This window comes from Pseudomonas sp., from assembly GCF_028293835.1.
Taxonomy (GTDB): domain Bacteria; phylum Pseudomonadota; class Gammaproteobacteria; order Pseudomonadales; family Pseudomonadaceae; genus Aquipseudomonas.
In genome coordinates, this window is sequence record NZ_JAQGNX010000186.1 from 1 (window position 1) to 3,944 (window position 3,944).

Genomic DNA, 3,944 nt, shown 5'->3' on the forward strand with positions numbered 1-3,944 from the left:
GCCCGAAAGCGTTTGCGGAAAAGCGCCCGCCACGCTGGCAGGGCGGCTAGCCCTTTGCCATCGTCAGGTCGGCCGTGAGCGGACCGACCGTGCCCGAGGCACGCCCCAGTGCGGTGGTCAGCATGATCTTGCCAACGGCCTTGCGATCGGCCACGAGACGCAGCGCCTCGGGCCCGCGCTCGATCGGGTAGCGTGCCGTGATCGTTGGCCTGATGCGCCCTTGCGCGAGCCAGCCCACGAGCTCTTCGCGCAGCTCTGCGTAGCGTTCGGGCTCGGCTGTAGCGAAGGCGCCATAGAACACGCCGACGATGCTGCAGCCCTTTAGCAGCGGCAGGTTGAGCGGGAGCCTGGGAATGTCGCCCGCCGCGAAACCGATGACGAGGTAGCGGCCGCGCCATGCCATGCCGCGCAGTGCGGGCTCCGCGTAGGCGCCGCCGACCGGGTCGTAGACGACGTCGACGCCGCGGCCGCCGGTGAGTTCCTTGACGCGGGCGCGCAGGTCTTCACGTTCGTAGTCGATGGTGGCGTCGGCACCGCAGGCGCGGCACAGCGACAACTTCTCTTCGCTCGATGCGCAGGCGATGACCCGCGCGCCCATCAGCTTTCCGAGCTCGATGGCAGAGATCCCGGTCCCGCCGGCGGCGCCCAGCACCAGCAGCGTTTCACCGGGCTGGATGGAGGCTCGGTCTCTCAGTGCGTAGTGCGTGGTGCCATAAGTGATGAGCAGCGCGGCGCCCCCTTCCATCGAGACGCCGGCCGGGATCGCTACAAGGCGATCCGGCGTGGTGAGTACTTCGTCGGCAAAGCCGCCGTACCGACAGGCCGCGATCACCGCGTCGCCGACCGCAAAACCGCTGACGTCCTCGCCCAGCGATTTGATCGTGCCGGCCACTTCGCCGCCGGGCGAGAACGGCAGCTCGGGCCTGATCTGGTACTTGTCTTGGATCATGAGGGTGTCGGGGAAATTCACGGCGCTGGCATGCACCGCGACCGACACTTCACCGGCCTTCGGAACGAGCGACGGGATGTCTTCGACAGTGAGCGATTCGGGTGGCCCGTAGCGGCGCGCCAGTACGGCTTTCATCCGCCTTCAACCGCCCTTGATCTCGAGCCCGGCCTTGGCGAGCAAGGCGCGCCAGATGGGCTTCTCCGCGCGGTAGGTGGCAGCGAATTCTTCTCCGTTGGCGCCCACCGGGTCCATGCCGTATTCGGAGATCTGCTGCGCTACCCCCGGATTCTTGATAGCTCCGACGTACTCGTCGGTCAGCCGCGCAATGATCGGGGCCGGTGTCTTGGCAGGGGCGATGACGCCGACCCAACCAGGGTTCATCTTGAAGATCGGCGCGGACCATCCTTGCTCCGCAAGCGTGGGCAGGTTGGGCAAGGTCCGCAGGCGCTGACTCCCCGAAATGCCAAGCATGCGCAGCTTGCCGGCGTCGGCCAGCGGCTTGGCGGTCGACGGGGCAAAGAACGCCGCTTGCAGCGTGCCGCCGAGCAGGTCTTGCATCAGCGGCGCCTCTCCCTTGTAGGGCGAGTGCACCATGCCGGCCTTGAGCGAATCGCTCACTTCCATCATCGCCACGTGGCCGTAGTGGCCCACCGCGGTCGAGCCGTAATTGAGCTTGCCGCGATTGGCCTCGACGTACTTCAGGAATTCGGCTGCCGTGGTCGCGGGCACCGAGACCGGCACCGTGAGCACCATCGGCACCGTTGCCAGCAGACAGATGAAGGCAAAGTCCGTCGAAGGGTCGAACGGCACATCGTTGTTGAGCAGCGGCGTCGCGATGATCGACGAGCTGGCGGTCGCGCCGATCGTGTAGCCGTTCGGGTTTGCCTTGGCCACGCCCGCCAGGCCGACCGTGCCGCCGGCACCGGCGCGGTTGTCGATGACGATGGGATGGCCCATGTGGGTCGCGACGTACTTGCTCACGGTGCGCATGGTCAGGTCGGTGACGCCGCCAGCCGCGAACGGAACGATGAAACGAATGGGCTGGTTCGGGTAGTCGGATTCCGCCAGGGCCATCGGACCAAGGCCCAAAGCCAGTCCGGCCGCGCCGGCTTGCGTCAGCAATCGGCGGCGGGATAAATTTCCGTGGTGGTGCATGGATGTCTCCTGTGTTGACTCGACGTCGTAATGACCCGCTGTTGCCGCGCCACGCGCGATTCCGAGCCTGCCCGAATGCTCGGGATTGCCGTGCTCGGCGTCCATCGTCGCTTGCGACGAATTGCATCCGGCGCAGGGTGCCCGACAGGATTCGTCGCTTGCGACGATGGCGCAGCGCACTGCCCGTGCCTAGAGTTCCAGTCACATTCCAGGAGCTTTACAGGTGGACTTCGACATCCCGGCAGAGACACGGCAAAAGATCGCCGACATCGAGGCGTTTATCGAAAGCGAGCTCGTTCCGCTCGAAAAGGCCAATCCGCAATTTTTCGATTACCGCAGAGAGCACGCGCGCACCGACTGGGAACGCGACGGCCAGCCCAACGAGGCGTTCGAAGCCCTGGTGCGCGAGATGAAGCGCCGCGCCGACCGGGCCGGTTTTCTGCGGCTCGGGCTGCCGAAGGAAGTCGGAGGGAGCGAAGCATCGAATCTGGAGATCGTCATCATCCGCGAGCATTTCTCGGCACGCGGCCTGGGGCTGCACGGCAATCTGCCCGACGAGTCTTCAGTGGTCCCAAGCATGCCGATGGTCCACATGCTGCACGCGTTCGCCTCGCCAGCTCAGAAAGCGAAGTACCTCGAGGCTTCGGTCCGCGGCGACGAGTACATCGCATTCGCCCTCACCGAGCCGGACCATGGCAGCGACGCAACCTGGCTGGAGACCACCGCAGTGCGCGATGGCGACGACTGGGTCATCAACGGCATCAAGCGCTTCAACAGCGGCGTGCACAAGGCGACCGCCGACCTGGTTTTCGCACGCACTTCAGGTCAACCCGGCGACGCGACCGGCATCACCGCCTTCATCGTGCCGATGGGCACGCCAGGGCTGAAGATCGAGTACTACCACTGGACATTCAACATGCCCAGTGACCATGCGGAAGTGAGTTTTACCAACGTGCGGGTGCCGCATTCGGCCATCCTTCACGAGGAAGGCAAGGGCTTGGTACTGGCGCAGCATTTCGTTCACCAGAACCGCATCCGCCAGGCGGCGCAAAGCGTCGGCGTGGCGCGCTATTGCATCGCCGAGGCCGTCCAGTACGCACGCGAGCGCAAGACTTTCGGCAAGCCGCTGGCCCAGCATCAAGCCATCCAGTTTCCGCTGGCCGAGATGCACGCCGAATGCGAAGTGCTGCGGCACTATGTCTTCAAGGTGGCGGCCGAGCTGGACCGCAAGCCGCACGAAACCGTGAGCGATCAGGTCGCCATCGCCAACTTCAGGGCGAACCGTCTGGCGTGCAACGCGGCCGACCTGGCGATGCAGGTTCATGGCGGCATTGGCTACACCCGCGGCAAGGCTTTCGAACACTTCTATCGGCACCATCGCCGCTACCGCATCACCGAGGGTTCCGACGAGATGCAGATTCGCAAGATCGCCGCCTACCTGTTCCGCTTCGCGGGACCGAACAAGGCGCCGAAGGAACGTCAGGCATGAACGCGAATGCAAACATGAAGGCGAACGCAAAGCGCGGCCCGTTGACGGGCATCAAGGTACTCGATCTGTCTTCGGTGATCATGGGCCCCGTCGCGGCACAGCATCTCGCCGACATGGGCGCCGATGTGATCAAGGTCGAAGCGCCGCAGGGCGATCTGACGCGCTCGATCGGACCTCGAAAATCGGGCGACATGGGCGCAGTTTTTTTGAACTGCAACCGCAACAAGCGCAGCATCGTGCTCGACATGAAGCAGCCGAAGGCGCGCGACGTGCTCTACCGGCTCGTGGCCGGCAGCGATGTATTGATCCACTCGATACGAACGGCACCGGCTGCCCGCATCGGGCTCAGCT

4 protein-coding genes are annotated in these 3,944 nt (G+C 64.9%); 2 read left to right on the top strand and 2 right to left on the bottom strand.

What is annotated here, in order from left to right:
- Positions 1-46: 46 nt before the first annotated feature.
- Positions 47-1,084, bottom strand: coding sequence for an NADPH:quinone oxidoreductase family protein (locus tag JWR17_RS26255; protein ID WP_299836350.1), 1,038 nt, complete (start codon positions 1,082-1,084; stop codon positions 47-49).
- A 6-nt stretch (positions 1,085-1,090) separates the two neighbouring features.
- The gene (locus tag JWR17_RS26260) at positions 1,091-2,104 is read right to left on the bottom strand and encodes a tripartite tricarboxylate transporter substrate binding protein (RefSeq protein WP_299836352.1); all 1,014 of its coding nucleotides are present in this window, start codon (positions 2,102-2,104) and stop codon (positions 1,091-1,093) included.
- Positions 2,105-2,327: 223 nt separating this feature from the next.
- Here JWR17_RS26260 and JWR17_RS26265 point away from each other — a divergent pair, with 223 nt between their 5' ends.
- The gene (locus tag JWR17_RS26265; protein WP_299836355.1) at positions 2,328-3,593 is read left to right on the top strand and encodes an acyl-CoA dehydrogenase family protein; all 1,266 of its coding nucleotides are present in this window, start codon (positions 2,328-2,330) and stop codon (positions 3,591-3,593) included.
- Positions 3,590-3,944 (top strand): CoA transferase (locus tag JWR17_RS26270; RefSeq protein WP_299836358.1); only part of this gene is annotated, 355 nt, incomplete at its 3' end. The genes JWR17_RS26265 and JWR17_RS26270, both read left to right, overlap by 4 nt.

What these genes read in the sequence shown, in the direction of transcription:
- JWR17_RS26255 (WP_299836350.1), bottom strand. Translation starts at nt 1,084, where the DNA reads ATGAAAGCCGTACTGGCGCGCCGCTACGGGCCACCCGAATCGCTCACT.
- JWR17_RS26260 (WP_299836352.1), bottom strand. Translation starts at nt 2,104, where the DNA reads ATGCACCACCACGGAAATTTATCCCGCCGCCGATTGCTGACGCAAGCC.